The organism is Castellaniella sp. S9 (assembly GCF_027257175.1).
Taxonomy (GTDB): Bacteria; Pseudomonadota; Gammaproteobacteria; order Burkholderiales; family Burkholderiaceae_B; genus Castellaniella.
This window is the reverse complement of the sequence record NZ_JAPFGD010000004.1, coordinates 1-23,246: the sequence shown is the minus strand read 5'-3', so window position 1 is coordinate 23,246 and position 23,246 is coordinate 1. Positions and strand designations below refer to the sequence as shown.

23 protein-coding genes, 1 rRNA gene and 1 other RNA gene are annotated in these 23,246 nt (G+C 66.7%); 5 read left to right on the top strand and 20 right to left on the bottom strand.

The annotated features are described in order from the left end of the window. Position 1: 1 nt before the first annotated feature. Both rsmH and mraZ read right to left on the bottom strand, forming a co-directional pair. The gene (gene rsmH / locus OOZ48_RS07140; RefSeq protein ID WP_269496874.1) at positions 2-1,063 is read right to left on the bottom strand and encodes a 16S rRNA (cytosine(1402)-N(4))-methyltransferase RsmH; all 1,062 of its coding nucleotides are present in this window, start codon (positions 1,061-1,063) and stop codon (positions 2-4) included. Between the two features lie 7 nt (positions 1,064-1,070). After that, positions 1,071-1,499, bottom strand: coding sequence for a division/cell wall cluster transcriptional repressor MraZ (gene mraZ / locus OOZ48_RS07135; RefSeq protein ID WP_269496872.1), 429 nt, complete (start codon positions 1,497-1,499; stop codon positions 1,071-1,073). A 426-nt stretch (positions 1,500-1,925) separates the two neighbouring features. Here mraZ and OOZ48_RS07130 point away from each other — a divergent pair, with 426 nt between their 5' ends. Next, a complete protein-coding gene (locus OOZ48_RS07130) occupies positions 1,926-3,272 on the top strand; it encodes an ABC transporter substrate-binding protein (RefSeq protein ID WP_269496870.1) in 1,347 nt (448 codons plus the stop codon). Positions 3,273-3,341: 69 nt separating this feature from the next. On the opposite strand, the gene OOZ48_RS07125 is transcribed toward OOZ48_RS07130, so the two are convergent. The 5 genes from OOZ48_RS07125 to rnpB all read right to left on the bottom strand — a co-directional run bounded on the left by OOZ48_RS07125 (position 3,342) and on the right by rnpB (position 7,781). Continuing rightward, the gene (locus OOZ48_RS07125) at positions 3,342-4,547 is read right to left on the bottom strand and encodes a branched-chain amino acid ABC transporter permease (RefSeq protein ID WP_269496868.1); all 1,206 of its coding nucleotides are present in this window, start codon (positions 4,545-4,547) and stop codon (positions 3,342-3,344) included. A 27-nt stretch (positions 4,548-4,574) separates the two neighbouring features. Then, entirely contained in the window at positions 4,575-5,648 is a 1,074-nt protein-coding gene (locus OOZ48_RS07120; RefSeq protein WP_269496866.1) for a branched-chain amino acid ABC transporter permease, read from the bottom strand. Positions 5,649-5,652: 4 nt separating this feature from the next. Then, positions 5,653-6,360, bottom strand: a complete 708-nt coding sequence (locus tag OOZ48_RS07115; RefSeq protein WP_269496864.1) for an ABC transporter ATP-binding protein — start codon at positions 6,358-6,360, stop codon at positions 5,653-5,655. Further along, positions 6,341-7,171: an ABC transporter ATP-binding protein gene (locus tag OOZ48_RS07110; RefSeq protein ID WP_269496862.1), complete on the bottom strand. Its 831-nt coding sequence runs from the start codon at positions 7,169-7,171 to the stop codon at positions 6,341-6,343. Before OOZ48_RS07110 ends, OOZ48_RS07115 begins: the two co-directional genes overlap by 20 nt. Positions 7,172-7,378: 207 nt before the next feature. Beyond that, an RNA gene (rnpB, locus tag OOZ48_RS07105) (RNase P RNA component class A) lies at positions 7,379-7,781 on the bottom strand. 33 nt (positions 7,782-7,814) lie between these two features. On the opposite strand from rnpB, the gene ccmA reads away from it, so the two are divergent. Beyond that, on the top strand, positions 7,815-8,495 hold the full coding sequence (ccmA, locus tag OOZ48_RS07100; RefSeq protein ID WP_269496860.1) for a cytochrome c biogenesis heme-transporting ATPase CcmA: 681 nt from the start codon (positions 7,815-7,817) through the stop codon (positions 8,493-8,495). After that, on the top strand, positions 8,492-9,172 hold the full coding sequence (gene ccmB / locus OOZ48_RS07095; protein ID WP_269496858.1) for a heme exporter protein CcmB: 681 nt from the start codon (positions 8,492-8,494) through the stop codon (positions 9,170-9,172). The genes ccmA and ccmB overlap by 4 nt, the downstream gene beginning before the upstream one ends. A 22-nt stretch (positions 9,173-9,194) precedes the next feature. Here the strand turns inward: ccmB and OOZ48_RS07090 are convergent, their stop codons facing one another. The 10 genes from OOZ48_RS07090 to pdxR all read right to left on the bottom strand — a co-directional run bounded on the left by OOZ48_RS07090 (position 9,195) and on the right by pdxR (position 19,124). After that, positions 9,195-10,271, bottom strand: coding sequence for a tetratricopeptide repeat protein (locus tag OOZ48_RS07090; RefSeq protein WP_269496857.1), 1,077 nt, complete (start codon positions 10,269-10,271; stop codon positions 9,195-9,197). Next, positions 10,268-10,717, bottom strand: coding sequence for a cytochrome c-type biogenesis protein (locus OOZ48_RS07085; protein WP_269496856.1), 450 nt, complete (start codon positions 10,715-10,717; stop codon positions 10,268-10,270). The genes OOZ48_RS07090 and OOZ48_RS07085 overlap by 4 nt, the downstream gene beginning before the upstream one ends. Continuing rightward, positions 10,710-11,237, bottom strand: a complete 528-nt coding sequence (locus OOZ48_RS07080) for a DsbE family thiol:disulfide interchange protein (protein ID WP_269496854.1) — start codon at positions 11,235-11,237, stop codon at positions 10,710-10,712. Before OOZ48_RS07080 ends, OOZ48_RS07085 begins: the two co-directional genes overlap by 8 nt. Then, positions 11,234-13,273: a heme lyase CcmF/NrfE family subunit gene (locus tag OOZ48_RS07075; protein WP_269496853.1), complete on the bottom strand. Its 2,040-nt coding sequence runs from the start codon at positions 13,271-13,273 to the stop codon at positions 11,234-11,236. The genes OOZ48_RS07080 and OOZ48_RS07075 overlap by 4 nt, the downstream gene beginning before the upstream one ends. Then, positions 13,270-13,749: a cytochrome c maturation protein CcmE gene (gene ccmE / locus OOZ48_RS07070; protein WP_269496851.1), complete on the bottom strand. Its 480-nt coding sequence runs from the start codon at positions 13,747-13,749 to the stop codon at positions 13,270-13,272. The genes OOZ48_RS07075 and ccmE overlap by 4 nt, the downstream gene beginning before the upstream one ends. Then, the gene (gene ccmD / locus OOZ48_RS07065; protein WP_269496850.1) at positions 13,727-13,933 is read right to left on the bottom strand and encodes a heme exporter protein CcmD; all 207 of its coding nucleotides are present in this window, start codon (positions 13,931-13,933) and stop codon (positions 13,727-13,729) included. The genes ccmE and ccmD overlap by 23 nt, the downstream gene beginning before the upstream one ends. Continuing rightward, positions 13,930-14,676, bottom strand: coding sequence for a heme ABC transporter permease CcmC (ccmC, locus tag OOZ48_RS07060; RefSeq protein WP_269496848.1), 747 nt, complete (start codon positions 14,674-14,676; stop codon positions 13,930-13,932). Before ccmC ends, ccmD begins: the two co-directional genes overlap by 4 nt. 3 nt (positions 14,677-14,679) lie before the next feature. Further along, on the bottom strand, positions 14,680-15,705 hold the full coding sequence (gene haoB / locus OOZ48_RS07055) for a hydroxylamine oxidation protein HaoB (RefSeq protein WP_269496846.1): 1,026 nt from the start codon (positions 15,703-15,705) through the stop codon (positions 14,680-14,682). Between the two features lie 78 nt (positions 15,706-15,783). Continuing rightward, on the bottom strand, positions 15,784-17,541 hold the full coding sequence (locus OOZ48_RS07050) for a multiheme c-type cytochrome (RefSeq protein ID WP_269496845.1): 1,758 nt from the start codon (positions 17,539-17,541) through the stop codon (positions 15,784-15,786). Between the two features lie 122 nt (positions 17,542-17,663). Next, a complete protein-coding gene (pdxR, locus tag OOZ48_RS07045; RefSeq protein WP_269496844.1) occupies positions 17,664-19,124 on the bottom strand; it encodes a MocR-like pyridoxine biosynthesis transcription factor PdxR in 1,461 nt (486 codons plus the stop codon). Between the two features lie 92 nt (positions 19,125-19,216). Between pdxR and OOZ48_RS07040 the strand changes: the two genes are divergently transcribed. Next, positions 19,217-21,043 (top strand): ATP-binding cassette domain-containing protein, encoded by a 1,827-nt coding sequence (locus tag OOZ48_RS07040; protein ID WP_269496842.1) that lies wholly within the window; start codon positions 19,217-19,219, stop codon positions 21,041-21,043. Positions 21,044-21,062: 19 nt separating this feature from the next. Here OOZ48_RS07040 and pyrC read toward each other — a convergent pair whose 3' ends face one another. Next, on the bottom strand, positions 21,063-22,127 hold the full coding sequence (gene pyrC / locus OOZ48_RS07035; RefSeq protein ID WP_269496840.1) for a dihydroorotase: 1,065 nt from the start codon (positions 22,125-22,127) through the stop codon (positions 21,063-21,065). A gap of 121 nt (positions 22,128-22,248) precedes the next feature. Here pyrC and OOZ48_RS07030 point away from each other — a divergent pair, with 121 nt between their 5' ends. After that, a complete protein-coding gene (locus OOZ48_RS07030) occupies positions 22,249-22,521 on the top strand; it encodes an SWIB/MDM2 domain-containing protein (RefSeq protein ID WP_269496838.1) in 273 nt (90 codons plus the stop codon). 110 nt (positions 22,522-22,631) lie between these two features. Here OOZ48_RS07030 and OOZ48_RS07025 read toward each other — a convergent pair whose 3' ends face one another. Both OOZ48_RS07025 and rrf read right to left on the bottom strand, forming a co-directional pair. Beyond that, entirely contained in the window at positions 22,632-22,991 is a 360-nt protein-coding gene (locus tag OOZ48_RS07025) for a DUF4870 family protein (RefSeq protein WP_269496836.1), read from the bottom strand. Between the two features lie 174 nt (positions 22,992-23,165). Further along, positions 23,166-23,246: ribosomal RNA gene (rrf, locus tag OOZ48_RS18535) — 5S ribosomal RNA — on the bottom strand; the annotation flags it as partial.

Sequence of the window (23,246 nt, the reverse complement as noted above, 5' to 3'; positions counted from 1 at the left end):
GTCAGCGTCCTCCGCGGATCTTGCGCGGCGCGCCGCGCCGCGCCGGCACGAATGCGCGGGCCGCATCGGGCGCCAGGCATTCGCCGGTGCGTTCGGCTACGCGCAGCACCGCCGAACGCGCGCGCGCGTTCTCGCGGACCTCGGCCTCGTCGGGCAGGATGCGGCCCAGCAGGACGACATAGGGCTTGGGCATGTCGCGCTCGGCGATCGGCAGCCGCGCCTGCGCCTGGCCGGGCCGCGCCGCGGCCGCCAGGCACTGCTTGACCATCCGGTCCTCGAGGGAATGGAAGCTGATCACCGCCAGGCGCCCGCCGGGTTTCAGCAGCCCTAGAATTGCCGGGAGGGCGTGCGCGAGCTCCTCAAGCTCTTGGTTGAGGTGAATCCGTATAGCTTGAAAGGTCCTTGTGGCCGGGTGTTGACCTTTTTCGCGCGTGCGGACGACACCGGCAACGAGCTGGGCAAGCTCGTGCGTGGTGCGCAGCGGGCGGGATTCGCGGCCCGCAACAATCGCCTTTGCAATCTGGAAAGCAAACCGTTCTTCGCCATAATCAGCAATGACCTCCTTCAACTCGTCCTGGCTGGCTTGCGCCAGCCATTGCGCGGCGGTGGTGCCACGGCTCGTGTCCATGCGCATGTCCAGCGGGCCGTCGCGCATGAATGAAAATCCCCGCCCCGCATCATCGATCTGCGGCGACGAGACCCCCAGGTCCAGCAGCACGCCGTCCACGCCCCCGATGCCCAGCGCCTCCAGATGCGCAGGCATCGAGGCGAAGCCGTCATGGATCACGTGGACCCGGGCATCGGTCTCGCCCAGCGCGCGGGCGGCATCGATGGCCAGCGGATCCTTGTCGAACACGATGAGGCGCGCCTCGGGCGCCAGCCGCCGCAACAGCAGCCGGCTGTGGCCGCCACGGCCGAAGGTCCCGTCCACGTAGATCCCGCCCAGGCGGGACGCCTGCGCCCCGGCGTCCGGGGCCGCGCCTCGCGCCTTGCGTCCGTATGCCGGATTCAGCAATGCGTCGATGGCCGGTTCAAGCAGAACGGTTCGATGTGCAAACGCCATGGCGGACTCAGAAAGTGAACTTTTCCAGAACCGCTGGATCGAGATTTTCGATGTCTTCGCTATCGCGACGCGCCCACTCGGCACTGTCCCAGAGCTCGAAATGCGTGCCGATGCCCAACAGCATGACCTCGCGCGTCATGTTCGCGGCGGCGCGCAGTTCCGGCGCCACCAGGATGCGTCCGGCGCCGTCGAGCTCGACGTCCTGCGCGCTGCCCAGCAGCAGGCGCTGCAAGGCCCGCGCGCTCATGGGCAGCGCCGCGATCTGTTCGCGCTTGGCCTCCCAGGCGGTCCGCGGATAAATCATGAGGCAGCCGTCCGGGTGCCGCGTGATGGTCAGACGCCCCTGTTCCGTCGACAACAACACGTCACGATGCCGGGCCGGGATCGACATCCTGCCCTTGGCATCCAGTGTGAGCGCGCTGCTCCCTTGAAACACGAGGAATTCCTCCCACTTTTTTGCACTTCAACCTACTTTTCCCCACTCTACGGCATGGATACTGCGGCGGTCAAGGTTTAAATTGAAATTTATTCAATGACAACAAGCACTTACATTCATTCCGACGAAAATATCGGACTATAAACCCCTGAAAAATCAATGGATTGCAAGGCCAAGTGAAAGTCCTTTGTGAACAGAAGGCCGCCCTTGTGGCCTACCCGGGTCGCACGTCGACGGCCATTTCGTACCGAATGCAACGGACAGAATCACGGATTGACAGTCGCCTGGGGAGTCCGATGTAATGAGACCCGTCCTATCCCAGGATCACACAGCACAGTGGCGCCCACCCATCGCGCCGGACTCGAAAGCATCCGAGCCTTTTTTGTGTTTGCCTGCCACCCGCCAGCCAACCAAAAGGAGTTCCTCATGTCGGATCAACCCCATACCTCCCAATCACGCCGCCAGTTCCTGCTCTCGCTGGGTGCGGCAGGCGGCACCGTCGCGCTGACCGGCACCTTGCCGATGCGCGCCTTCGCGGCGGACAAGCCCCCCGCCATCACCATCGGCCAGGTCGCGCCCATGACCGGGTCGGCGGCCGAATTCGGCCCCTATTACCGGGATGCCGTCCAACTGGCCATCAACCATGTCAATGACGCCGCCAACGAGGTCTTCGGCGGCCCCATCGTATCCAAGCTCGTCACCGTCGACAGCGCGACGCTGCCCACCACCGGCGTGCAGGCGGCGCGCCAGATGGTCGACACCCAGCACACGCCCATCGTCATCTGCGGCTGGTCCAGCGGCGTGACCGTGGCGGTCGCCACCTCGGTGACGATTCCTTCCGGCGTCCTGCAGATCGGCAACGGCACCACCTCGCCGCTGGTCAGCGTCCTGCCGGCCGACGCCAAGGCCGACCTGCTGTTTCGCACCTCGGCCTCGGACGCCATGCAAGGTGTGGTGGCTGCGCAGCTCGTCAACGGGGAAATCGACCCCAACTACAAGTTCAAAAAAGTCTCCACCATCTACATCAACAACCCGTATGGCCAAGGCTTGTCGAACGCCTTTGCGGCAGCCTTCGAGCACCGCGGCGGAAAGGTCCTGGCGCAGGTTCCCCACCCCGAGGAAGTCCAGCCCACCTACAAGTCCATGCTGTCCCAGGCCCTCAAGGACAAGCCCGACCTGCTGCTGATCCTCAGCTACCCCGCGCACACCATCGCCATCTGCAAGGAATCGCGCGACACCTTCAATTTCACGAAATGGCAATTCGCCGACGGCAATGCCGGGATCGACCTCATCAAGGAGGTCGGCGCCAAGGACATGGAAGGGCAATACGGCACCGCGCCGGGTGAGGACACCAGCACGCAGTCCTACAAGGATTTCTCCAAGAACTTCCTCGCGGGCTTCAAATACGACCACTTCCCGCCGTTCACCACCTGCTCGTATGACGCCGGCCTGCTGGCGTGCCTGTCCATGGCGGCCGTCGTCGCCAAGGGCGCCACGGACGCCTCGAAGATCACGGGCACCGTATTGCGCGACCAGTTGCGCGAGGTGGCCAACGGCCCGGGCGACATGATCGACGGCGGCGACCCGGGCCGTACCGTCGACATGCTGAAGGCCCTGAAGGCCGGCAAGAAAATCAATTACAACGGGGTGGCGGGGCCTTGCGACTTCGACAAGAACGGCGACGTCATCACGCCGGTCAACATCTGGAAATACACCGCCACGGACATCGAGACGGTCAAGATGGTCGCCGCCAAGGACATCCCGGCGGCCTGAGGCCCGCCGCAGCCCACGAAAAAGGCCACTTGCGTGGCCTTTTTCGCGCCGCCCGACCGGCCCCCGGAATCAGTCCTCGGGCACGTCTTTCAGGAAACGCGACACGCGCTTTTTCTCGGGCAGGATGCCCTGCGGGCGGAACAGAACGATGGCCGCCAGCAACAGCCCGACGAAGGACCAGCGCAGGAACGCCATGCGCGAGGCCACGTCCGGCGCGACGTCCTGCAAGGCCGCCCGCATGGCCTCGGTGACGTAGCCCGTGCCGCTCCAGACGGCCCAGATCACGAAGGCCCCCAGTATGGCGCCCTTGTTGTTGCCGCTGCCGCCCAGCATCAGCATCACCCACACGAGGAAGGTCGCGAACAGGGGCTTGAAATGGCTATAGTCGATGGTCACCATGTAGGGCGCATAGAGCGCCCCGGCCACGCCGATGACGACCGCCCCGAGGACGAACGATTGCACCCGCAGGGCTTTCACCGGTTTGCCGTTCATGGCCGCCGAGGCTTCCTCGTCGCGCACCGCCCGCAGGGCGCGCCCCCACGGCGAGCGGACCAGTGTCTCGAGGAGCACATACACGACCGCCAGGGTGATGGTCACGATCGCCAGATAGAGATAGCTGTAGTCGCGCTGGTCCAGCACCGACAGGATCTGCACTAGCCAGTCCGGCAGCCAGGTGCAGGTGGGCCCATCGAAGACGCAGGACAGCGGCTGCGGAATGCCCGAGAGCGGCTGCGGGCCGTTGGCCAGCCAACGCTCGTTCTGAAAGATCAGCCGGATGATCTCGGCGATGCCCAGGGTGGCGATGGCCAGAAAGTCCTCGCGCAGGTGCAGGATCGGCTGGGCCACCAGGTAGCCCGCGATACCCGCCAGGATGCCCGCCGCCACCAGCCCCACCAGGAAGGGCGCCTGCAGGCCGAACCATTGCTGGGCATAGGCGACCATGGCGCCGGACGGCGGCGCGGTGACGAACAGGGCCATGGTGAAGGCACCCACGGCAAAAAAGCCGGCAATGCCGAAGTTCAGGTGTCCGTTGTAGCCCCACTGGGCATTCAGGCCGAGCGACAGGATGGCGTAGATGGTGGCCATGATGCAGAAGGACACCAGGTAATCCATGATGCCCGGCAGCCAGAGGGCCACGCCGAAGGCCAGCACCACGCCGAAAACCACGGCCAGCGGCAGGCGCAGCAGCCAGCGCCGGCCCGACAGCAGCAGGCCGCCCAGCAATACGGCGGGGACCAGCAGAAAGCAGGTCTTGAGTAGCAGCGATGGTTCCATGGCGACGACTCCTGCGGGCGTGAGACACTAACGTTGGACGAACAGGCCCTGCGGCCGCATGAGCAGCACCAGGACCATCAGCACAAAAGCCACCGCGGGCCCGTAGGCGGGGCTGAGGAAGGCCGAGGTCAGCTGCATGGCGATGCCGATGATGATGGAGCCCACCAGCGCGCCCCAGGCGCTGCCGATCCCGCCCATGATGACACCGGCGAACAAGGGCAGCAGCAGCACGAACCCCATGTCGGGGCGCAGCTGCGAGGCGAGGCCATACATGACGCCGCCAATGGCCGCCAGGCCGGCGCCTATGGTCCAGGTCCACGCGATGACCTGCTCGGTGTTGATGCCGCGGACCTGGGCCAGGTCGGGATTGTCGGCCGTGGCCCGCATCGCCTTGCCGATGCGGGTGCGCGTCAGCATCCAGTACAGGGCCACCACCAGGATGAGGGCCAGCGCAAAGACGAACAGCTGGTCCGCCTGCAGGCGCAGCCCCAGGGGCAAGTGCAAGGCCGGGTTGCTGCGTCCGGAATAATAGAAGTGGAAGTCCGAGCCCCACAGCAGGTAGACGATGCCTCGCAGCAGGAACTCCATCCCCAGCGACGCCATGGCCAGCAGGACCAGCGGGGATTGATGCCTGCGCAATGGACGGTACAGCAGCCGGTCGAGCAGGATGGCCACGCCGGCGGTGACGACGGCGGCCAGCAGCAGCCCGATGATCAGCTCCCAGCCGAAGGAAAAGCGCCAGATCGGATTGGACTGCGGCAGAACCAGCACCATCCCGTAGGTCACGTAGGCGCCCAGGGTGAGGAATTCCCCATGCGCGAAGTTGGGGAACTTCAGCACGCCATAGCACAGCGTCAGGCCGATGCCGCCCAGGGCGAGGATCCCGCCCAGCATCACGCCCCAGATCGTGAGGGACAGCATTTCCTGCGCGCTGGTGCCGGAATACCAGCCCGCCAGCCACATGGCGGCCAATACACAGAACAGCACGATGCCGACAAAGCGGCGACTGCGCATGCCGCCGGTGTCTCGGGCGTGGACGGCGTCCTCCTCGGATGCCTCCGGGGACAGGCCGCCCCCCGTCGTTTGTGCGGATTCAGCCATCCGATCAGCCTCCGAGATAGAGACGCCCGACGTTCGGGTCGTTGAGCAGGTCCCGGCCCGTGCCTTCGTGGCGATTTTCGCCGTTGGCCAGGACATAGCCGCGATCCGCCATGCTGAGCGACTGGCGGGCGTTCTGCTCGACCATCAGCACGGCCACGCCCGTTTCGCTGATGCGGGCGATGCGTTCAAAGATTTCATCCACGAGCTTGGGGGACAGCGCGGCGGTGGGCTCGTCGAGCAACAGGAGCTTGGGGTTGAGCATCAACGCGCTGCCCATGGCCACCATCTGGCGTTCGCCCCCGGACATCTTGCCCGCCAGCTGGCGGCGGCGCTGGCGCAATTTGGGGAACATCGCGTAGACCCGCTCCTTGCTTTCGGTCTGGTCGGCCTTGCCGGCCGGAAACGCCCCCATTTCAAGGTTTTCCTCGACGGTCAGGCTGGTGAAGACATTGGCGACCTGCGGCACATAGCACATGCCCAGGCGCACGACCCGGTACGGCGCCAGGCGCGTGATGTCGTGTTCGTCGAAGGTGACCGAACCCTGGCGCGCATGCAGCAGCCCGAAGATGGTCTTCATCAGGGTGGACTTGCCGGCCCCGTTGGGGCCGATGATGGAAACGACTTCCCGCGGTTGGACGACCATGGACACGCCGCGCAGGATCTCGGTGTCGCCGTACCCCGCCGTCACCGAATCAACCTTCAGCAGCGGCATATTGACCTCCTAGGTAGGCTTCGAGCACGTTCTTGTCATTGCGCACGATGTCGGGCTCGCCTTCGGCGAGCTTGCGGCCCTCGCTCATGACGATGACGGGATTGCACAGGTTCATGACCATGTTCATGTCGTGCTCGATCAGCAGGAACGTGATGCCGCGTTCGCGCGCCAGGTACTGGATGTTGTCCGATATGGTGCGCAGCAAGGTCCTGTTGACGCCGGCGGCGGGCTCGTCCAGCAGGATGATCTGCGGGTCGGCCATCAGCATGCGGCCGAGTTCCAGGAGTTTTTTCTGGCCGCCCGACAGATTGCCGGCATATTCATTGCTGACGTGCGTCAGTTGCAGGTATTCGAGGACCTCGCGCGCCTTTTCCAGGTTGCGCGTTTCCTCGGCCTGGACCTGCGCGCCGCGGATCAGCGCGTTCCACCAGCGTTCGCCCGACTGCTCGGGCGGCACCAGGAGGAGGTTTTCCAGGACGCTCATCGAACCGTGTTCGCGGGGGATCTGGAACGTGCGGCACAGGCCGCGCGCAAAGATCTGGTCGGGACGCAAGTGACCGATGTCCTCGCCAGCCAGGAGAATCCGGCCGGAGTCCGGCGGGATGAAGCCGGTGATGAGATTGAAGACGGTGGTCTTGCCGGCCCCGTTGGGGCCGATCAGGCCGGTGATGGTGCCCCGTTCGACTCGAAAGGAACAATGGTCGACCGCCCGCAGGCCGCCGAAGTTTTTCACCAGATCACGGACCTCGAGCAACCAGGGTTCCTGGTTACCGCCCGCGTCCGACAGAGGCGATTCTGTCGTTTCTGTCACCGATGTCTCCTGGGGTCCGCCCGGGTGGGCGGAGGATACGGTCGGCGCACCCGCCGTCACGCAATGGCGGGCCGTCGGCACTGAACTGTGACAACAGGTTAACACAGCGCATCAGCCGGCCCTATGCGCAACATTCCCTATTGTCCAAGCGGCCGGACTGCCTGGAGCACGCCGCGCAGCGGGGCTCTCAAGGGGGTGGAAAAAAGAGTGCGGAACAGATCTATAGGCCGGATTCTGTACGCCGGGTCGCCCCGGCGGGCAATCATTCCTCTGGGCAGGCCATTGCTGGACTGCTCTAGCCATCTACCCGCATGCTGGGGCGGGCCGCCCTGCCGGCACGAAGCCTGCGCATGCCTATTTGATGTTGCTCCCGATAGAGGTTGCCGCGTTTCACCCTGCCACGGCATGGCGGCATGCGCCGCCATACGGTACGGAGATGGCCGTACCGGTGTGCGCCCGAAGACACACCCCCGTGGCAGACTCGTCTCTGTGGCCCTGGTCCTCGGCTTGCCCGAAAGGGGTCGCCGGACGGCCGTTAGCCGCTATCGCGCCCTGTGGAGTCCGGACCTTCCTCGATGCCCGCAGGCACCGCGATTGCCCGATCTGCCCCGCAAGCGTCATTGTACGGGAAGACGACACGTCCTTGCCCACCCTCGCCGCCCTGACTACACTTCACCCAGGACCGGCGCAGACCGGCGGAGGAGCCTCCATTCTCGAGCTGACAGCAATCGCGTGCGCGCGTGGGACGCGGCAATTATTCGAAGACCTGGACGCACACGTCGGGCCGGGCGGCCTGCTGCGCGTATCGGGCCCCAACGGGGCGGGCAAGACCAGCCTGCTGCGCACGATCAGCGGCCTGTCGCGGCCCGAGCACGGTGCGATCCGTTGGCAGGGCGAGGATATCCGCCGCCTGGGCGAAAACTATTCCAGCCAGCTCATCTATATCGGCCACGCGCCGGCCAGCAAGGCGGAACTCAGCGTCCACGAGAACCTGGCGGTTTCGCTGGCCCTGCAGGGCCGCCGGCCCGCCGCGACCCAGATCGATGCGGCCCTGCAGGCCGCCGGCCTGTCCGCCCGCCGCGCGGTGCCCGCCGGGCTGCTGTCGCAAGGCCAGCGCCGGCGCCTGGCGCTGGCGCGGCTGACCGTGCAGCCGCCGGCGCCACTGTGGATCCTGGACGAACCTTTCACCGCACTGGATGCCACAGCGCGCGGGTGGCTGGTCGGCCTGATCCAGGACCACCTGCGCGGCGACGGCATCGTCATTTTCACAAGCCACGACCGCACCGGCCTGGAAGCCCTGCCACAACAGGTCATCGAACTATGAGCCACACCGAACTGCGTACCATGAGGTGCGTCCTGACCCGAGACCTGCGCCTGGCCTGGCGGCGGCGCACCGACAGCATCGGTGCTCTGGTGTTCTTCATCATGGTGACCGGCCTGTTCCCGCTGGGCATGAACCCCGACCCCACCGTCCTGCGCGACATCGCACCGGGCGTGATCTGGGTGGCGGCGCTGCTGGCCACCCTGCTGACGCTGCCCAAGCTGTTCGCCGAGGACCACGCGGACGGCACCCTGGAGCAGTTTCTGCTGGCCGGCACCCCGCTGCCTTTGCTGCTGCTCAGCAAGACCGCCGCCCATTGGCTGGGCACCGCCGTGCCGCTGATCGTGATCGCGCCGCTGATGGCGCTGCAGTTCAACCTGCCGGCCGAGGCCACTGGCACCCTGTTCCTGGTCCTGCTGCTGGGCACGCCGACGCTCAGCCTGCTGGGCGCGGTGGGTGCGGCGCTCACGGTGGGCGTGCGGGGCGCCGCGACGCTGCTGGCGATCCTGATCCTGCCCCTGTACATCCCGATCCTGGTGTTCGGCGCCGCGGCAGTCGGCGACAGCCTGCGCGGCATGCCGGCGGACGGCTACTATGCCACCCTGGGCGCCATGCTGGTGCTGGCCCTGTTCCTCGCCCCTTGGGCGAGCGCCGCCGCGCTGCGCATCGCGCTGGATTGAGCCACCGGAGCCGCCTGGAGGATCAGCGGGCCTGGACGATGCGATCCAGGACGATTTCCAGGCCGGCCGCCCCGACGGCGACCGGCTCCAATGCCCCTTCCAGATCGCCTGGCTGCGCCTCAGGGCTGCCGGAATGCGAAACCCGGGCCACCAACCGCACGGCATCGAAGGCCGACAACGACCGTCCTTGCATCATCGACGCGCCATCATCCAGCGCGAACGGCACCGGCCAATCCGTCGCGGCCTTGCGCACGGCGGCAATGGGCAGCGGCGGCCCCTCCAGGGCACGGGCAAAAATGAACAGCGTGCTGCCCGCGGCCACCCGATCCGCCAAGGCGGGGCTGATGCGAACGACCCCACTGACTTTTGCGGCGGCGGCCGCAGCCGGCACCGGCTGCGCGGCGGCGGACATGCCCGCCGACACCGCCGGGCCGGTGTCCCCATCAATGCGGGCCAGCAAGGCATCCACACGCCCACGGTCGCCGGAGTCTCCAGGCGTCAGGTCACGCAAACGGGTCCAGTAGGCGCGTGCGCGCTCCGGCTGCCCTTGCTGCAAGGCTGCGGCCCCGGCCAGCGCCAAGGCGTTCAAGTTGTCGGGTGCGATCGCCAGCGCCCGATCGATCCACACCGTGGGTTGGCCCGCCAGGCGGCGGCCCTGCCGGCGGCCCAGCGCATTGGCATATTCCACCATCAGGTCGGCATCCTCCGGCGCCAGGGACACGGCACGCGCGTATGCCTCCAGCGATTCCGCCATCCGCCCAATGCCCTGGTTGGAGCGCGCCAGCAGCAGCCAGCCCTCGAGGTCTTCGGGTTGCGCACGCAGGCGGGCCGCCAGTTCGTCGATGGACGACTGGATCCGCGACAGGCTGTCGGTCTGGGCCTGCCGCACCGCCTGGTCACTGAGCCAGGCGAATGGACGACCGCTGCCCACATACAAGCTGAATGCAGCCATGGGCACGATGAAACCCAGGACCAGGGCCGTGCGCCAGCTCGCCGACGGCACCGCGCCGCCCGGCGCGGCCGCGGGGCGCAGCAGGGGCCACACCAACATCCCGGCGGCCACGATGCTCGCCATCAACAGGACCAGAAACAGCATCATGACGGCGCCTCCTCATCGAATGACGCCTCGTCCCCGGTCCCCTGTTCGCGGCGCTGGCGGATGACTCGCGCCATGATGGCCAGCGCAAGGGCCAGCAGCACGAAGGGGCCGACCCACAGGACCCAGGTGTTGGGCTGGAACGGCGGGCGGTAAAGGATGAAGTCGCCATAGCGGGCGACCATGAAATCGATGATCTGTGCGCGGTCTTCGCCGGCCGCCAGGCGCTCGCGGATTTGCGCGCGCAGATCGACCGCGAGGCCCGCGTGCGACGCGGCAAGGGTCTCGTTCTGGCACACCAGGCAGCGCAGGTCCTCGGCAATCTCCATCACCCGGGCCTCCAAGGCGGGATCCTCCGCCAGTGGGCGGGCTTCGCGACCCGCCGCCAGCGACAGGTTCAGGCCGCAGGCCAGGACCAGCCCCGCAGCGATCCCCCATGCCCTACGCACCCAAGGCTCCGATCAAGGGCAGGATCGTGTCGCGCAGCAGTTCCGGCGTGAGGGGCCCCGCATGCTTGTAACGGATGCGCCCCTCGCGGTCGATCAGGAATGTTTCCGGCACGCCGTACACGCCGAAATCGATCCCGACCCTGCCCTCGCCGTCAAAGAAGGAATCGACGTACGGGTCGCCACGCTCGCGCAGCCAGCGCACCGCATCGCCATGCCTGTCCTTGTAGTTCAAGCCATAGAGCGGTACCGACTCCTGCGCCGCAAAGTCCATCAAGGCGCCGTGTTCCTGGCGGCAGGCCACGCACCAGGACGCCCATACATTCAGCAACCAGACTTGCCCGCGCAAATCGCCCGAGTCGCGGACCTGGTCCATGGCGTCGACCGAGGGCAAGGCAAATTGCGGCGCGGGGCGATCGATCAGGGGCGAAGGCAGGTCGCGCGGATCCAGGCGCAGCCCGACGGCCAGAAAACCCACTAGCACGAGGAACACCAACAGCGGCAGCCAGGCCTGTTTCTTCATGCGGAGGTCTCCACGCGCTTGGGCACGGCGGCGCCCGTATCCGGATAGGACGGCGGCGGCGGCGCGGCAACCGGTGCCACGCAGCCGTCGGCCTGCGCCACGCGGCGGCGATAGCGGCGGTCCAGGACCGCCAGCCCGCCGCCCAGCGCCATCAGGATGCCACCGCCCCAGATCCAGGACACGAAGGGCTTGACGTAGATGCGCACGATCCAGGCGCCGCCCTCCAGGGCATCGCCCAACGCCACATACAGGTCGCGCGTCAGGCCGGTGTCGATCGACGCTTCGGTCATGGGATTGGCCGATTGCGCAGCGGTGTAGATCCGCCGCTCCGGCGTGAGGATCGCAATCCGCTGCTCATTGCGAAAAACGGAAATGACTGCGCGATCGGCTATATAGTTCGAGCCCGGCCGCTGGCTGATCGTATCGAGGCGGAACACATAGCCCGCCGCGGACGCGGTTTCCGATGGCCGCATGATCACGTCGCGCTCGATCTCGTAGCTGCCGACCGTGGTGACGCCCACCACCAGCACGCCCATGCCGACGTGGGCGACGAGCATGCCGTAGTAGCTGCCGGGTTGCACGCGCAAGACGCGCCACCATTCGCGCCACGGTCGCGCCGCCAGGCGCCCGCCCAGATTGACCGCGGCGCTGGCAAAGATCCAGAATGCCAGGAAATAGCCAAAGCTGGTCCAGGCGCTCCAGCCGCCAGCCAGCCAGGGTGTCGCCAGGGCCGCCGCCAGACTGACCGCCAGCGCCCATCGCAGGCGTCGCGCCAGCCCCCCCGCATCCGCCCGTTGCCAGCGCGCGATCGGGCCGATGCCCATCAGGAACAACGCCGGTGCCATCAAGGGCACGAACACCGCATTGAAGTACGGCGGCCCGACCGACAGCTTGCCCATGCCCAGGGCGTCGATCAGCAGCGGATACAGCGTGCCCAGCAAGACCGCGCTGGCCGCCACCATCAACAGCACGTTATTGCCCAGCAGCATCGATTCCCGCGATACCGTTGCGAAACGCCCGCCAAGACCCACCTGCGCAGCCCTGAGCGCGAACAACAGCAGGGAGCCGCCGACCACGATGCCCAGGAACAGCAGGATGAAGACGCCACGCTTTGGATCCGTGGCAAAGGCATGCACCGAGGTCAGGACACCCGAGCGGACCAGGAACGTGCCCAGCAGCGACAGAGAGAACGCAATGATCGCCAGCAGCACGGTCCACATCTTGAATGTGCCGCGCTTCTCGGTCACCGCCAGCGAATGCAGCAAGGCGGCGCCGACCAGCCAGGGCATCAGCGACGCGTTCTCGACCGGATCCCAGAACCACCAGCCGCCCCACCCCAGTTCGTAATAGGCCCAGGCGCTGCCCAGGGCGATCCCCAGGGTGAGAAAACACCAGGATACGGTCGCCCAGGGCCGGGTCCAGCGCGCCCAGGCGGCATCCAGCTTGCCGGCCAGCAGTGCCGCCATGGCGAACCCAAACGGCACCGCCATGCCCACATACCCCATGTACAGCAGCGGCGGATGCAGGATCAGCCCAGGGTCCTGCAATTGCGGGTTCAGGTCGTCGCCGTTGAGCGCGGCCGGAAACAGCCGGTCAAATGGGTTCGACGTGAACAGAATGAACAGCAGGAAACCGATACTGATCAGCCCCATGATCCCGAGGATGCGGGCCAGCATGCCGAATTCGAGGTGGCGCGAAAACAGCGCCACCGCCAAGGTCCAGCCGGACAGGATCAGCAGCCAGAGCAGGATCGAGCCCTCGTGGCCGCCCCACACCGCCGCCAGGCGATAGGCCCAGGGCAAGGCCGTGTTGGAGTGCTGAACAACATAGCGCACCGAGAAATCGTTGGCATAAAAAGACCACATCAGGCAGGCGAACGCCACCAGCACGAACAGCGCCTGTCCCGCCGCCGCCGGACGTCCCAGGGCCATCCAGGCCGTCCGGTCGCGGGCCGCGCCCCACAGGGGCAGCACCACCTGCACACAGGCCAGCAGCAGCGCGAGGGTCAGGGCGAAGTGACCGATCTCGGGAATCATGGCGTGCCTCCGCCACCGCCGGTCCAGGCCGTCGACACCTCGGTATTGGCGGCCAGGCGGGCGTCCTCGAGCGCCTGGGCGGCTTCGGGCGGCATGTAGTTCTCATCATGCTTGGCCAGGACCTGATCGGCGACGAATACGCCGCCCGTATCCATCACGCCCTGGGCCACGACGCCCTTGCCCTCGCGGAACATATCGGGCAGCAATCCCTCGTAGTGGACCGGCACCGTCCGGGCACCGTCGGTCACGCCGAAGCTCACGCGCAGGGTCTGGCCCTCGCGCCGCAGGCTGCCTTCCTCGACCACACCGCCCAGGCGAAACCGCTGGCCCGACGGCACGGCCGAGGCGGCGACCTCCGACGGGCTGAAATAGAACACCAGGTTGCTGCGAAACGCGTCGAGCACGAGCGCGCTGGCCAATCCCAGCGAGGCCAGGCCGCCAAGCACCATCAGGCTACGTTTCGTTCGCGGCTTCATGGGCCTTCACCTCTTTGTCCAGTGCGATGCCGCGCAGGCCCTCCGGGCGGCGCGCAAGCCGGCGCCGCCACGCCAGCTGCGCCCATTCGGCCGCCAGGACCAGGGCCACCATGGCAAAGCTGCCCCAGACATAGCGCGCATGGCCGCCCATGGCCCAGAACTCGGCCCAGTTCGACCAGTTCATGTCCACTCCTCCTTGCGCGCCATCCACTTGGACGCGCCCTCCCGTTCGACGATCAGGACGCGCACGCGGGCCAGGACAATGGCGATGCAATAGCACCACAAGGCCAGCGTCGCGATCAGCATGCCCGTCAGCATGATGGCCGCCATGGTGGGCGCGCTCGACAGGCTGACCGAGGCGCCCTGGTGCAGTGTGTTCCACCAGACCACGGAGAAATAAATGATGGGCACATTGACCACGCCCACCAGGGCCAGCAGGGCGGCCGCGCGGTCGGCGCGGCGCACGTCGTCGATCGCCGCGTGCAGGGCCAGAAAACCAACGTACAGGAACAGCAGGACCAGCTCCGAGGTCAGGCGCGCATCCCAGACCCACCAGGCCCCCCAGGTCGGCCGGCCCCAGAGCGCGCCCGTCCACAGCGCGAGGAATGTCATCAGCGCGCCCGTCGGCGCCAGGGCGAGCGCCAGCATGGCCGCCAGCCGCGCATTGAACACCAGGCTGACCCCGGCCCAGAACGCCATGGCCAGGTAGATGATCATCGACATCCAGGCCACCGGGACGTGGACGAAGATGATGCGATAGGCGTCGCCCTGCTGTGCATCGGTCGGCGCGATGCCCAGTCCGATCACCAGGCCCGCCACCCCCAGCAGCGCAGCCAGTCCCCCCAGCCAGGGAATCAGCGCGCCCGCCAGATCGTAGAAGCGGCGCGGCGCCGCAAAGGCATACCAGTTGATCCGTCCGGCCGCCATGGCTTACTCCTGCGCGCCGGAGGCCGCCGGCCCGATTTCATAGACGACGAAGCCCCCCGTCTGATAGACCAGGGTCGTGCCAGGCACATCGTATTGGGCATTGCCGATGAAGGGCAGCAGGCGCGCCGCCAGCGTCATGCCCGACGCATCGTCGGTCAATGCGATCGCCTTCAGGGGCTGGTTCTCGTTGCGCATGAGCGCATAGGCCGTGTATCCATCCTCGCCCAGCCAGCCGCGCACACTGCGCACCATGCCGTGCACGTCCCCCGAGGGTGGAAATTCCCGATAGGCGACCCCGATGCGGTCAGGACGCATCTGGCCAAGCTGGATGGCATCGCGGACATGCAAGACCAGGACGGCGCGCTGGTCCGGAAGCAGGCTGCGCAAGGCGTCCATGCCGGCGCCCTCCTCCATCACCAGCGCATCGGCGAAGCGTTCGAAGCGTGCCGCCTCGTCGCCCTGAGCGGTGGCGCCCCAGAATGCCGTTTCAACCGCTTCCACCTGGCCGCGCGCGCCGCGCCATGCCGCGGGAATGAAGAGCGGCTTGCCCAGCGGCGCATCAAAGACGGTCCGCACCCCCGACAGCAGGCCCAGCTGACGGGAGACATCCCACCATGCCAGCACGGGGGTCTGCGGATCCACATGGCGTTCGAGCACCTCGGCCAGCGCCTCGATCTCGCCCAAGTCGGGCGGCAGGCGCAGGAATGGACCATCGACCGTGGGTTGCCAGCGCATCAGGACCGGACCATCGGCCGAGCCCACCGTGGCGAACCTGGCCAGGACATCCCCGGCCCCGCCGGCCACCAGCACCCGTCCGGTCTGCAATGGCAACACACCCTGCGCACTGCGCAGGGTCTCGGGTGCGGCCTGCTGTGCCGGCGCCGCATCCATCTCGTAGCGATAGGGCGGCTCCGCCGCCATCCCGCGCATCCATATCCAGGCGGCCGCGCCGAGCAACAGCGCGCCCACACCCATCACGAGCATGCCCCGCCACCGCGTATCCGCCAACCGAGTGGAGATTCCCGTCATGACTCCTCCTGCACACGACTCCTCTGGGACTGCGGCGCATGGGGGGTGGCGCTTGCGCACCACCCCACGTGTCGCCGCCTACGCGGTCTCCTCTTCCTCCTTGCGCTTGGGTGCGCGCCGTACCGACATCAAGCCCCCGAACAGCAGCCCCCCGCCCAGCAGGGCCAGGCTGCCGCTGGTGTAATCCGCATCCAGGGTCAGGCTGGCCAGCTGTATCGACCCCGACGCCGGCGCCAGCGAAGAAACCTTCGCCGCGCTTTGCTGCGTGGCGCCCTCGAGCTTGGCCACGCGCTCCTCGAGCGCGGCCCGGGCCCGCAGCACTGTATCCTGCTCATTGATGATGGTCTGGTCCTTGATCAGGTCGGACCAGCCGGCGGAGTACGTCCAGCCGCCCGGATTGACGTGCTGCAATCCCTTCATGTATTGGGCGACGTGCTGCTCCCACATTTCCGCGAATGTGCGGTCGACCAGCGTGGTGCCATTGCCCTGGGCGAAGAACAGCGAGCTGAAGCCACCGGCCTCCGCGATCTCGGGCTCGGGCGGCACCGGACGGTTGGTCTTCTGGCCCACCAGCAGTTCGTCGTCATAGAGTTTTTGCACCACCTTGCGCGTCGACTCGACCAGCGCCGTGCCCTCCTTGATGCCGCTGTCCATCATGTCGAGATAGGTTTTGGCAAAGCGTGGCGAGTGGCACTGCGAGCACGTCGACTGCCAGGCCACCTTGCGCGACTCGAACCAGGGGTCGTCCAGGTTGTCCACGATGTTCTGGAACGGGAGGAAGCCCCAGCGCACCTTGCGCACCACGTTGTGCGTGAACTCGCCGTTGTACTCGAAGTGGCAGGTCTGGCAGGTCGGCGCCGTTTGCCCACCCGCTTCAAAGGCATCGGCCAGCCGCGCATTCCAGTCCCACTCATGGCCCAGGGTCTGGTAGACCGTGCCATGCTTGGACGTCATGTAGTTCTCGTATTCATTGTGGTCCACGCCGTTGTGGCAGGTCGCGCAGGCCTGCGGCTTGCGGGCCTCGACCACCGAGAACTCGTGGCGCGTGTGGCAGTTGTCGCACTTGGTCTGATTGGTGTGGCACATCGTGCAACTGGCCGCCACCTCACGCTGCTGCAGGGCGGCCCAGGTGGCGGTCTCGACGTTGGCCATGTAGTCCACCGTATGCGAGGGATGCCCAGGCGCCCATTGTTCCTGAGGCCAGACGAGCGTATCGCGCTCGGACTCGGCCTCGGCGAACTGCCTCAGGTGGCAGGTCCCGCACACGGACCGGTCAGGCATGCGCAGGTCCTTGGCGTGGTTGCCGGTTTCCTGGCCCACGCCCATGTGACAGTCAATACAGGAGACGTTCTTCAGTGTTTGATCCGCAGCCAGCAGGTCGAGCGAGTGCAGATTGGACTCGACCTCGGCGATGATGTCCTTTTTATAGGCGCGCACATCCCCGTCGGGCAAGCCACGGATCTCGTCGAGATTCGCGTGCACGCTCTTTTCCCAGGATTTCACCCAGCCATGCGTCACCGCCTGGTGGCAGTCCGCGCATTGGCTGCGGCTGACCTCGATGTCCAGTCCGGGAGGCGGCGAGTAGAACAGCGTGGGAGCCAGGTACTGGTCCATGGGTATGGGTTCCCACCACTTGGCGAACTTGCCCTTGGTCAGTTCGGCCTTGTAGCGTGCCGACAAGGCCTCGTAGAACGCCTTGGGACTGGCATCCCGGTCGATCTCAAGCGCCTTGAGCTGTTCGTCGGGCACCGAATCCCAGATCTTCGCGGATGCCGGCGCCACCAAAAGCATCGCCACCAGCATAGCCAGCAGGCTGCCCAGCAAATGATTGCGCATTGCTGTCTCCTCCCCATGACGGGTCTTTTTCTATGCTGTCTAGTCTAGGTCCGGAGCCAGCAAACTCAAGGTCCATGCTTCAACCATCTGATGGGTCCATGCGCGGCCGGCGGCCGGCCGCCTCACCCCAGCAGCGACGCCAGGCGCCGCACCCCGGACTCGATTTCACGCTCTTGAAGCGCGGCATATCCCAGCATCAGCGACCGGGCATAGCGCTGCTCGGCCGCATCGCCAAGCAGCCGCGCGTTGCCGGTGGGAAAGCTGTAGACGCCCACGCCAAGCGCCCGCGCCCGGCGTTCCACGTCCAGGGCTTCGGGCATGCTGTCAGGCATGTGCCAGACCAGGTGCATCCCGCCCTGCGTACCCGAGACTTCGCCGCCAAGCTGTTGGGACAGCGCCTGCCAGAGCAGGTTGCGCCGCGCCGCATACAGCGTGCGGATCCGGTGCAGGTGCTGGCGATAGGCGCCCGAGGCCAGGAAATCGGCCAGCAAGGCCTGGATCAGCCACACCGTGCCGTTGTTCAGCAGGCACTTCGCGACCAGGGCCGGCTGGAACAGCGGGCGCGGCAGGATCAGGTAGCCCACCCGCAGGCCTGCGCCCAGGCTCTTGGAGAACGTACCCATGTAGACCACGTGGCCACTCTCGTCCTGGCTCTTGAGCGCCGGCAAAGGCGTCTGGTCGTACTGGAAGTCGCTGTCGTAATCGTCCTCCAGAATATAGGTCCGACAGGACTGGGCCCAATGCAGCAGGCGATGCCGCCGCTGGGCGGACAATACCGCACCGGTCGGGTACTGGTGTGCCGGCGTCAGATACGCCAGCGCCGCACCCGTCGGCAACGCCTCGATGCACAGGCCCTGGTCGTCCACCGGCACCGGGACCAGGCGCGCGCCCCGGCTGGCGAACATATTGGCGGCCCCCATGTAGCATGGGTTCTCGACCACCACCTCGGTGCCTTCGGCGATGAACAGCTGCGCCATCAGGCTGAGGCCTTCCTGGATGCCATTGACGATCAGGATGTCGCCCGCCTCGGCCCGGATCCCGCGCGCCGCCCCGACGTACTCGGCAATCGCCTGGCGAAGATCCCACAGGCCTGCTGGATCCCCATAGCCGCTATTGCCGTCCTGCAGATAGCGCAGGCGCTGTTTCATGCTCTTGGCCCAGTTCAGGATCGGAAACAGGCGGGCGTCGGGTCGTCCGACCCAGAAATCAAAGGCCACTGGGGTGTCATAGGGAGAAACGACAATGTGTGGCTCGCCCTTGTAGCGCAGGCTGCAACAGGACGCCGCCACATCCGGCAACGGCGCGGGTGGCACATCGGACACGGGCCGGGCCGTCGCCGGCAGCGGCGCCACGAACGTGCCGACAGGCGGCCGCATGTCGAGGTAGCCCTCGGCAACCAGCAACTCGTACGCCTGCACCACGGTGTTGCGCGACACCCCCAGGTCTTTTGCCAATATGCGGCTTGCCGGCAGCTGCACGCCTTCCTTCAGGCAGCCCTCGATGATCAGGTCCCGGATCTGCTCGAAGATCTGTCGCTGCAAGTTCTGATGCCGGCCCAGGTCCAAACGCAACGGTAGTTGCATGTCCCGCCTCCTTATCCCAACTGCCCCCGTCTCCAATACTGCGACAATACGGGAATGTCCTCAACCCCCTCGCCTTGGAGACCCCGCAGTCCATGTCCGAAACTGTGCTGTCCCTGACCCAGGCCCAGCTGGCCTACGGCCATCATCCCCTGCTCGACCACGCCGACCTGGCCATCCAGGCGGGCGAGCGCATCGGCCTGATCGGCCGCAACGGCGCGGGCAAATCCTCGCTGCTGCGCATCCTCGACGGCCGCTCGCAGCTCGATGACGGCGAGATCCGCCGCGTGAGCGGGCTGCGGGTCGCAACCGTGGAACAGGAACCCGAACTGCCCGAGGGCCTCACGGTGCTCGAGGCGCTTTGCGGCGACATGCTGGACACCGAGGATTGGGGACGCCCGGCGCGCGCCGGAGCCTTGATCGACAGCCTCGGCCTGAACGCCGAGGCACCGATCGCGGGCCTGTCGGGCGGCACGCGCAAACGCGTCGCCCTGGCACGCGCGCTGGTCGCCGAGCCGGACCTGCTGCTGCTGGACGAGCCCACCAACCACCTGGACTTCGACGGCATCGCCTGGCTCGAGGGCCTGCTGCTGGCCGCGCGGATCGCGGTGGTGATCATCACCCACGACCGCCGCTTCCTGGACGTCGTGACCACCCGCATCATCGAGCTGGATCGCGGGCGGCTGCTGAGCTTCCCCGGCAACTTCAGCGCCTGGCAGGCGCGCAAGGCGCAGTGGCTGGAATCGGAACGCCTGGCCGATGCACGGTTCGACAAGCTCCTCAGCCAGGAGGAAGTCTGGATCCGCAAGGGGGTCGAGGCGCGCCGGACCCGCAACGAAGGCCGGGTCAGGCGCCTGGAGGCGCTGCGCCGCGAACGCGCCGCCCGCCGCGAGCAGCAAGGCCAGGTCCGGTTCTCGCTGGCCGATGGCCAACGCTCGGGCAAGCTCGTCGCCGAGCTGCGCGGCGTCACCCACGGCTACGGCGGACGGACCCTGATCCGCGATCTCGACGCCACCATCCAGCGCGGCGACCGGATCGGGATCATCGGCCCCAACGGCGCGGGCAAGACCACGCTGCTGCGCATCATCCTGGGCGAGCTGCAGCCGGACGCGGGCACGGTGCGGCTGGGCACCCAGCTGTCCATCGGCTATTTCGACCAGATGCGCGGCATGCTGGACGAGAACGCCACCTTGGCGGACACCATCAGCCCCGGCAGCGAATGGGTCGAGATCGGCGGCCAGCGCAAGCACGTCATGAGCTATCTCGAGGACTTCCTTTTTCCGGCGGCCCGATCCCGCTCGCCGGTCTCCAGTCTCTCGGGCGGCGAACGCGCACGGCTGGCCCTGGCGCGCATGTTCGCGCAACCGCACAACGTGCTGGTCCTGGACGAACCCACCAACGACCTGGACATCGACACCCTGGAACTGCTGGAATCCCTGCTGCAGGATTTCGGCGGCACAGTGCTGCTGGTCAGCCATGACCGCAATTTCCTCGACAACGTCGTGACCCAGACCCTCGTCGCCGAGGGCGGCGGCCTGTGGCGGGAGTACGTCGGCGGCTACGACGACTGGATCGCCCAGCGCCCAGCGCCCGCCACGCCGGATCCGGCCGGATCCTCCGCGCCCGCGGCCCGCGATGCCGCACCCTCCCGGCCCGCGTCAGCCGACAAGGAGGACGGCGGCACACGAGCCCGCAAGAACCGGCTCGCCCCCTGGGAGGAACAGGAACTCGAGGCCCTGCCCGAGCGCATTTCGGAACTGGAGGCCGAACAGGCCGGTCTCGCGGCGCGCCTGTCCGACCCCGACCTCTACCGCTCGGGCACCGAGGAGGCGGAATCCATACAACGGGCGATCGAGGCCGTGGAGGCGCAGCTCGAGTCCAGCTATGCCCGCTGGGAACTCCTCGAAAGCAAAAAGGATTGACGTCCCGCGTCGACGATCGTCAGCCCTGTAGCCTCCAGGGCAGGGACTCTCCCGCGGCCAGCGGCACCACCACGTCATCGCCCATGGGCAGCTCGTGGGGTATGTCCGTGTCGACGTGCTCCAACGTCAGGGTGGCGGTATTGACCGGCAGGCCGTAGAAGGCCGGGCCATTCAGGCTGGCGAATGCCTCCAGCCGATCCAGCCGGCCCGCGCCCTCGAACGCTGTGGCGTACAGCGCCATGGCATGGCGCGCGGTGTAGCAGCCCGCACAGCCGCAATCCTGTTCTTTGGCGCCGCGCGGATGGGGTGCGCTGTCCGTTCCCAGAAAGAACCGCGGGCTGTCGCCGGTCGCGGCCTCGAGCAGGGCTCGCCGGTGGGTTTCGCGCTTGAGCACCGGCAGGCAATACCAATGGGGCCGCAGGCCCCCTTTGAACAGCGCATTGCGGTTGTACAACAGGTGGTGGGCGGTGATCGTCGCGGCGATCGGCCCGGGAGCCTCGCTGACATACTGCACGCCGTCCCGCGTCGTGAGGTGCTCGAAGACCACCTTCAGCTCGGGGTAGGCCTCGCGCAACGGCACCATGACCCGCTCGATGAAAACCGCCTCGCGATCGAAGAGGTCCACCTCGGGATCGGTGACCTCGCCGTGCACGAGCAGGGGCATGCCGTGGCGCTGCATGGCCTCCAGCACCCCGCCGCAACGTCCCAGCAGGTCCGTGACGCCCGCATCGGAGTGCGTGGTCGCGCCCGCGGGATAGAGCTTGACGCCATGGACGAAGCCGGATTCGCGGGCCCGCTGGATCTCGTCGGGGGGCGTGTGGTCCGTCAGGTAAAGCGTCATCAGCGGCTGGAAGCCGGCGGCGCCGGCCTCGTCCAGGCTAGCGACGGCCGCCAGGATGCGTTCACGGTATTCGGCGGCCTGCGCGGTGGTCGTCACCGGCGGCTTGAGGTTGGGCATGATGATCGCGCGGCCGAACTGGCGCGCGCTGTCGCCGACGACCGCCTGCAAAACGGCGCCGTCGCGCAGGTGCAGATGCCAGTCGTCCGGCTGCCGTATCGTCAGAGTGCGCGGAGTGTGAGGCATGAGAGGCTCCAGGGAGGGATTGATCTGTAAAAATTCTTACGGAATCCGCTTTGTCTTTCGGGGAAACACGCGGTATGCTGCGAGGGCATCACATTTTCCAACAAAGAAGGAGCCTGTCTCTATGGCAACCACCGAAAAATCAGCGCGCAAGCCCAACGCCGCTTTCATGAAGCCCCTGACCCCCAGCGCCACGCTGGCCGCGGTCATCGGCAACGAGGCCGTGCCCCGCACCGAAGTCACCAAGCGCATCTGGGACTACATCAAGAAAAACAACCTGCAAGACCCCAAGAATCGCCGCAACATCAACGCCGATGACAAGCTGCGTCCCTTGTTCGGCAAGGACCAGGTCTCGATGTTCGAGCTGACCAAGCTCGTCAGCCAGCACTTGAAGTAATCCTGCGGGGGCTTGCGCCCACGGGCGCACTCCCAAGCCGCCGGGTCGGGCATCCGGCGCCTGCAATCCCTGCATAGGGCCGGCAATAGGGCTTCGCGTCGGGAAACTCGTCAGAATCCGGGCAAGGGCGTCTCGCCGGCGAAATGGGCCAGCCATCCTTTGGCGATCCGGTAAACGATCCAGATGAGCGCCACCAGGCCCGTCGCCCAGCCAATGAACACCAGTGTTCCCAACGCGCTGAGCGCCAGCCACAACAGCCCCCACCAGAACGTCCGTATGATCCAGTCGATGTGGCCGGCATACACCGTGCCGATTGCATCGCCGCGCTTGAGGTAGGCCAGCACCAGGGCGGCGATGACGGCCACGCCAAAGAACCCGCCGGTGGCGATGCCCACGGCGAACAGAGCATACATCAGGTGTATGAGCTGGCGCATGGTCAGCCCATTGTCGGTGTCGGGGGTGTCTCCCATGGGGGGATCTCCTAGATGCGCCGAGCGCAGGTTGCTGTCGGCCTCATTTTAGCGTCATAACAGCCCCGACGCTGACCGCGATCAGTGCGGCTGGGCCCAGCCTGGCCTATTTCGAAGGAACGCCCATAAAAAAAACCCCCGCAAGGTTGATCCTTGCGGGGGTTTTGCATCAGAGCCTGACGATGACCTACTTTCACAGATGTCCATCCACTATCATCGGCGCGAAGGCGTTTCACTGTCCTGTTCGGGATGGGA

Bases quoted from the DNA above. Each gene is read 5' to 3' on its own strand.
- OOZ48_RS07130 (WP_269496870.1), top strand. From the start codon at position 1,926: ATGTCGGATCAACCCCATACCTCCCAATCACGCCGCCAGTTCCTGCTC.
- ccmD (WP_269496850.1), bottom strand. From the start codon at position 13,933: ATGAACTGGTCGAACTGGGCCGAGTTCTGGGCCATGGGCGGCCATGCG.
- OOZ48_RS07025 (WP_269496836.1), bottom strand. From the start codon at position 22,991: ATGGGAGACACCCCCGACACCGACAATGGGCTGACCATGCGCCAGCTC.
- OOZ48_RS07090 (WP_269496857.1), bottom strand. From the start codon at position 10,271: ATGATGCTGTTTCTGGTCCTGTTGATGGCGAGCATCGTGGCCGCCGGG.
- ccmB (WP_269496858.1), top strand. From the start codon at position 8,492: ATGAGCCACACCGAACTGCGTACCATGAGGTGCGTCCTGACCCGAGAC.
- OOZ48_RS07080 (WP_269496854.1), bottom strand. From the start codon at position 11,237: ATGAAGAAACAGGCCTGGCTGCCGCTGTTGGTGTTCCTCGTGCTAGTG.
- OOZ48_RS07050 (WP_269496845.1), bottom strand. From the start codon at position 17,541: ATGCGCAATCATTTGCTGGGCAGCCTGCTGGCTATGCTGGTGGCGATG.
- OOZ48_RS07125 (WP_269496868.1), bottom strand. From the start codon at position 4,547: ATGGAACCATCGCTGCTACTCAAGACCTGCTTTCTGCTGGTCCCCGCC.
- pyrC (WP_269496840.1), bottom strand. From the start codon at position 22,127: ATGCCTCACACTCCGCGCACTCTGACGATACGGCAGCCGGACGACTGG.
- OOZ48_RS07040 (WP_269496842.1), top strand. From the start codon at position 19,217: ATGTCCGAAACTGTGCTGTCCCTGACCCAGGCCCAGCTGGCCTACGGC.
- OOZ48_RS07120 (WP_269496866.1), bottom strand. From the start codon at position 5,648: ATGGCTGAATCCGCACAAACGACGGGGGGCGGCCTGTCCCCGGAGGCA.
- ccmC (WP_269496848.1), bottom strand. From the start codon at position 14,676: ATGGCGGCCGGACGGATCAACTGGTATGCCTTTGCGGCGCCGCGCCGC.
- OOZ48_RS07075 (WP_269496853.1), bottom strand. From the start codon at position 13,273: ATGATTCCCGAGATCGGTCACTTCGCCCTGACCCTCGCGCTGCTGCTG.
- haoB (WP_269496846.1), bottom strand. From the start codon at position 15,705: ATGACGGGAATCTCCACTCGGTTGGCGGATACGCGGTGGCGGGGCATG.
- pdxR (WP_269496844.1), bottom strand. From the start codon at position 19,124: ATGCAACTACCGTTGCGTTTGGACCTGGGCCGGCATCAGAACTTGCAG.
- OOZ48_RS07115 (WP_269496864.1), bottom strand. From the start codon at position 6,360: ATGCCGCTGCTGAAGGTTGATTCGGTGACGGCGGGGTACGGCGACACC.
- OOZ48_RS07030 (WP_269496838.1), top strand. From the start codon at position 22,249: ATGGCAACCACCGAAAAATCAGCGCGCAAGCCCAACGCCGCTTTCATG.
- rsmH (WP_269496874.1), bottom strand. From the start codon at position 1,063: ATGGCGTTTGCACATCGAACCGTTCTGCTTGAACCGGCCATCGACGCA.
- ccmE (WP_269496851.1), bottom strand. From the start codon at position 13,749: ATGAAGCCGCGAACGAAACGTAGCCTGATGGTGCTTGGCGGCCTGGCC.